The sequence below is a fragment of the Micromonospora sp. NPDC047762 genome (assembly GCF_043204655.1).
Lineage (GTDB): Bacteria > Actinomycetota > Actinomycetes > Mycobacteriales > Micromonosporaceae > Micromonospora.
Genome location: NZ_JBIDCQ010000021.1, coordinates 1 through 5,051, shown reverse-complemented (window position 1 = coordinate 5,051; position 5,051 = coordinate 1). Strand labels below are relative to the sequence as shown.

Below are 5,051 nucleotides of genomic sequence, written 5' to 3'. Positions count from 1 at the left end.
GGGTGGGATACCTCATCTTGAAGCAGGCTTCCCGCTTAGATGCTTTCAGCGGTTATCCCTTCCGAACGTAGCTAACCAGCCGTGCCCTTGGCAGGACAACTGGCACACCAGAGGTTCGTCCGTCCCGGTCCTCTCGTACTAGGGACAGCCCTTCTCAAGTATCCTACGCGCACGGCGGATAGGGACCGAACTGTCTCACGACGTTCTAAACCCAGCTCGCGTACCGCTTTAATGGGCGAACAGCCCAACCCTTGGGACCTGCTACAGCCCCAGGATGCGACGAGCCGACATCGAGGTGCCAAACCATCCCGTCGATATGGACTCTTGGGGAAGATCAGCCTGTTATCCCCGGGGTACCTTTTATCCGTTGAGCGACACCGCTTCCACTCGCAAGTGCCGGATCACTAGTCCCGACTTTCGTCCCTGCTCGACCTGTCAGTCTCACAGTCAAGCTCCCTTGTGTACTTGCACTCAACACCTGATTGCCAACCAGGCTGAGGGAACCTTTGGGCGCCTCCGTTACCTTTTAGGAGGCAACCGCCCCAGTTAAACTACCCACCAGACACTGTCCCTGAACCGGATAACGGTCCGAAGTTAGATACCCAAATCAACCAGAGTGGTATTTCAAGATTGCCTCCACCCATACTGGCGTATGGACTTCACCGGCTCCCACCTATCCTACACAAGCTAATTCGAGTACCAATGTCAAGCTATAGTAAAGGTCCCGGGGTCTTTCCGTCCTGCCGCGCGTAACGAGCATCTTTACTCGTACTGCAATTTCGCCGGGCCTGTGGTTGAGACAGTGGGGAAGTCGTTACGCCATTCGTGCAGGTCGGAACTTACCCGACAAGGAATTTCGCTACCTTAGGATGGTTATAGTTACCACCGCCGTTTACTGGCGCTTAAGTTCTCCGCTTCGCCCCGAAGAGCTAACAGGTCCCCTTAACGTTCCAGCACCGGGCAGGCGTCAGTCCATATACATCGAATTACTTCTTCGCATGGACCTGTGTTTTTAGTAAACAGTCGCTTCCCCCTGCTCTCTGCGGCCATACAACGCTCCACCCGCGCGGGGCTTCACGTCTCCGGCCCCCCTTCTCCCTAAGTTACGGGGGCAATTTGCCGAGTTCCTTAACCACAGTTCGCCCGATCGCCTCGGTATTCTCTACCTGACCACCTGTGTCGGTTTGGGGTACGGGCCGCTAAGAACTCGCTAGAGGCTTTTCTCGGCAGCATAGGATCACTGACTTCACCTGAATCGGCTCGGCATCACGTCTCAGCCTTCATGTGTTGCGGATTTGCCTACAACACGGCCTACACGCTTACCCCGGCACAACCACCGGCCGGGCTCAGCTACCTTCCTGCGTCACCCCATCGCTTGACTACTACCCATCAGGTTCCCACGCTCCCTCAACTCAGTCCGAAGACCTCATCAAGTTCGGGCGGTTAGCACAACGAGGTTCATCAGGGACGCTCTTTCGCGGGTACGGGAATATCAACCCGTTGTCCATCGACTACGCCTCTCGGCCTCGCCTTAGGTCCCGACTCACCCAGGGCGGATTAGCCTGGCCCTGGAACCCTTGGTCATCCGGCGGAAGGGTTTCTCACCCTTCTTTCGCTACTCATGCCTGCATTCTCACTCGTGCCGCGTCCACAACTGGGTCACCCCGCTGCTTCACTCGCGGCACGACGCTCCCCTACCCATCCACACACCTGCACAAGGAATCACGTCCAAGCGAGGATAAAATGTGAATGCCACAGCTTCGGCGGTGTGCTTGAGCCCCGCTACATTGTCGGCGCGGAACCACTTGACCAGTGAGCTATTACGCACTCTTTAAAGGGTGGCTGCTTCTAAGCCAACCTCCTGGTTGTCTATGCGACCCCACATCCTTTTCCACTTAGCACACGCTTAGGGGCCTTAGCTGGTGATCTGGGCTGTTTCCCTCTCGACTACGAAGCTTATCCCCCGCAGTCTCACTGCCGCGCTCTCACTTACCGGCATTCGGAGTTTGGCTGATTTCGGTAAGCTTGTGGGCCCCCTAGACCATCCAGTGCTCTACCTCCGGCAAGAAACACGCGACGCTGCACCTAAATGCATTTCGGGGAGAACCAGCTATCACGGAGTTTGATTGGCCTTTCACCCCTAACCACAGGTCATCCCCCAATTTTTCAACATTGGTGGGTTCGGCCCTCCACGCGGTCTTACCCGCGCTTCAGCCTGCCCATGGCTAGATCACTCCGCTTCGGGTCTAGGACACGCGACTGAATCGCCCTATTCAGACTCGCTTTCGCTACGGCTCCCCCACACGGGTTAACCTCGCCACATGCCACTAACTCGCAGGCTCATTCTTCAAAAGGCACGCCGTCACCCCGCAAGGCTCCGACGGATTGTAGGCGAACGGTTTCAGGTACTATTTCACTCCCCTCCCGGGGTACTTTTCACCATTCCCTCACGGTACTTGTCCGCTATCGGTCACCAGGAAGTATTTAGGCTTACCAGGTGGTCCTGGCAGATTCACGGCAGATTTCAGGGGTCCGCCGCTACTCGGGAACACCCACAGAAGGTCAGCAACTTTCACCTACCGGACTCTCACCGTCTACGGTCAGCCATTCCAGACTGTTCGACTAGCCACTGACTTTGTAACTTCTCGAACAAGTGTCAGCTTGTTCAGCAGGGTCCCACAACCCCGACCACGCAACCCCTGACAGGTATCACACGCAGCCGGTTTAGCCTCGATCCGCTTTCGCTCGCCACTACTCACGGAATCACTAAATTGTTTTCTCTTCCTACGGGTACTGAGATGTTTCACTTCCCCGCGTTCCCTCCACACACCCTATGTGTTCAGGTGTGGGTGACACCACATGACTGGTGCCAGGTTTCCCCATTCGGACACCCTGGGATCACAGCTTGGTTGACAGCTCCCCCAGGCCTATCGCGGCCTCCCACGTCCTTCATCGGCTCCTGGTGCCAAGGCATTCACCGTTCGCCCTTGACAACTTGACCACAAAGATGCTCGCGTCCACTGTGCAATTCTCAACAAACGACCAACCCACAACCCGATCCGCCCCACACCAAACCCGATCCTCAAACCGGCGGTATATGGGGCCAGGCCATGCCTGGCAGACTCCCAGCCCCCACCAAGGAGGGCCGGCGCGTCTCTGAAACAACAACACAACGGTTGTTCCTTCAGGACCCAACAGGGTGCTCACATTCTCCCTCAGCCGCACCAGGGCTTCGTTCCCACCACCCCGAAGAGCAGCTGTACTAGAAGGAACCCGGCCGTTGCCGAAGTAAAACTTGCCAGTGTCTCCGCCATTCGAGCACCCCACCACCACAGTCGGGCGGCGCGGGCTCCTTACCGACTTTCGTCAGAAGGTGCTCCTTAGAAAGGAGGTGATCCAGCCGCACCTTCCGGTACGGCTACCTTGTTACGACTTCGTCCCAATCGCCAGCCCCACCTTCGACGGCTCCCTCCACAAGGGTTGGGCCACCGGCTTCGGGTGTTGCCGACTTTCGTGACGTGACGGGCGGTGTGTACAAGGCCCGGGAACGTATTCACCGCAGCGTTGCTGATCTGCGATTACTAGCGACTCCGACTTCACGGGGTCGAGTTGCAGACCCCGATCCGAACTGAGACCGGCTTTTTGGGATTCGCTCCACCTCACGGTATCGCAGCCCATTGTACCGGCCATTGTAGCATGCGTGAAGCCCTGGACATAAGGGGCATGATGACTTGACGTCATCCCCACCTTCCTCCGAGTTGACCCCGGCAGTCTTCGATGAGTCCCCGCCATAACGCGCTGGCAACATCGAACGAGGGTTGCGCTCGTTGCGGGACTTAACCCAACATCTCACGACACGAGCTGACGACAGCCATGCACCACCTGTGACCGCCCCCGAAGGACCTCACATCTCTGCGAGTTTTGCGGCCATGTCAAACCCAGGTAAGGTTCTTCGCGTTGCATCGAATTAATCCGCATGCTCCGCCGCTTGTGCGGGCCCCCGTCAATTCCTTTGAGTTTTAGCCTTGCGGCCGTACTCCCCAGGCGGGGCGCTTAATGCGTTAGCTGCGGCACAGGGAACCGGAGAGGCCCCCCACACCTAGCGCCCAACGTTTACAGCGTGGACTACCAGGGTATCTAATCCTGTTCGCTCCCCACGCTTTCGCTCCTCAGCGTCAGTATCGGCCCAGAGACCCGCCTTCGCCACCGGTGTTCCTCCTGATATCTGCGCATTTCACCGCTACACCAGGAATTCCAGTCTCCCCTACCGAACTCTAGCCTGCCCGTATCGACCGCAGGCTTGGGGTTGAGCCCCAAGTTTTCACGGTCGACGCGACAAGCCGCCTACGAGCTCTTTACGCCCAATAAATCCGGACAACGCTCGCACCCTACGTCTTACCGCGGCTGCTGGCACGTAGTTGGCCGGTGCTTCTTCTGCAGGTACCGTCACTCTCGCTTCGTCCCTGCTGAAAGAGGTTTACAACCCGAAGGCCGTCATCCCTCACGCGGCGTCGCTGCATCAGGCTTCCGCCCATTGTGCAATATTCCCCACTGCTGCCTCCCGTAGGAGTCTGGGCCGTGTCTCAGTCCCAGTGTGGCCGGTCGCCCTCTCAGGCCGGCTACCCGTCGTCGCCTTGGTAGGCCATCACCCCACCAACAAGCTGATAGGCCGCGAGCCCATCCCAAGCCGAAAAACTTTCCACCACCAGCCATGCGGCCAGCAGTAATATTCGGTATTAGCCCCCGTTTCCGAGGGTTATCCCAAAGCTTGGGGCAGGTTGCTCACGTGTTACTCACCCGTTCGCCGCTCGAGTACCCCGAAGGGCCTTTCCGCTCGACTTGCATGTGTTAAGCACGCCGCCAGCGTTCGTCCTGAGCCAGGATCAAACTCTCCAACAAAAAATTAGTTGAACAGCATCCTGACAACAAACAAATGTTGCCAAAGGAATCCCAACCAGCCAGCAAAAACTGACCAGTCCGGGGTATAAATCATAATTGGCACTGGCTTTACAAGCACCCTGTTGAGTTCTCAAAGAACAACCACACACCGA

The 5,051-nt window shown here is 57.4% G+C and carries 2 rRNA genes; both read right to left on the bottom strand.

The window, feature by feature from the left end:
- A 23S ribosomal RNA gene (locus ACGF3C_RS33415) occupies positions 1 to 3,001 on the bottom strand; the annotation flags it as partial.
- A 383-nt stretch (positions 3,002 to 3,384) separates the two neighbouring features.
- Positions 3,385 to 4,899: ribosomal RNA gene (locus ACGF3C_RS33410) — 16S ribosomal RNA — on the bottom strand.
- Positions 4,900 to 5,051: the final 152 nt, after the last annotated feature.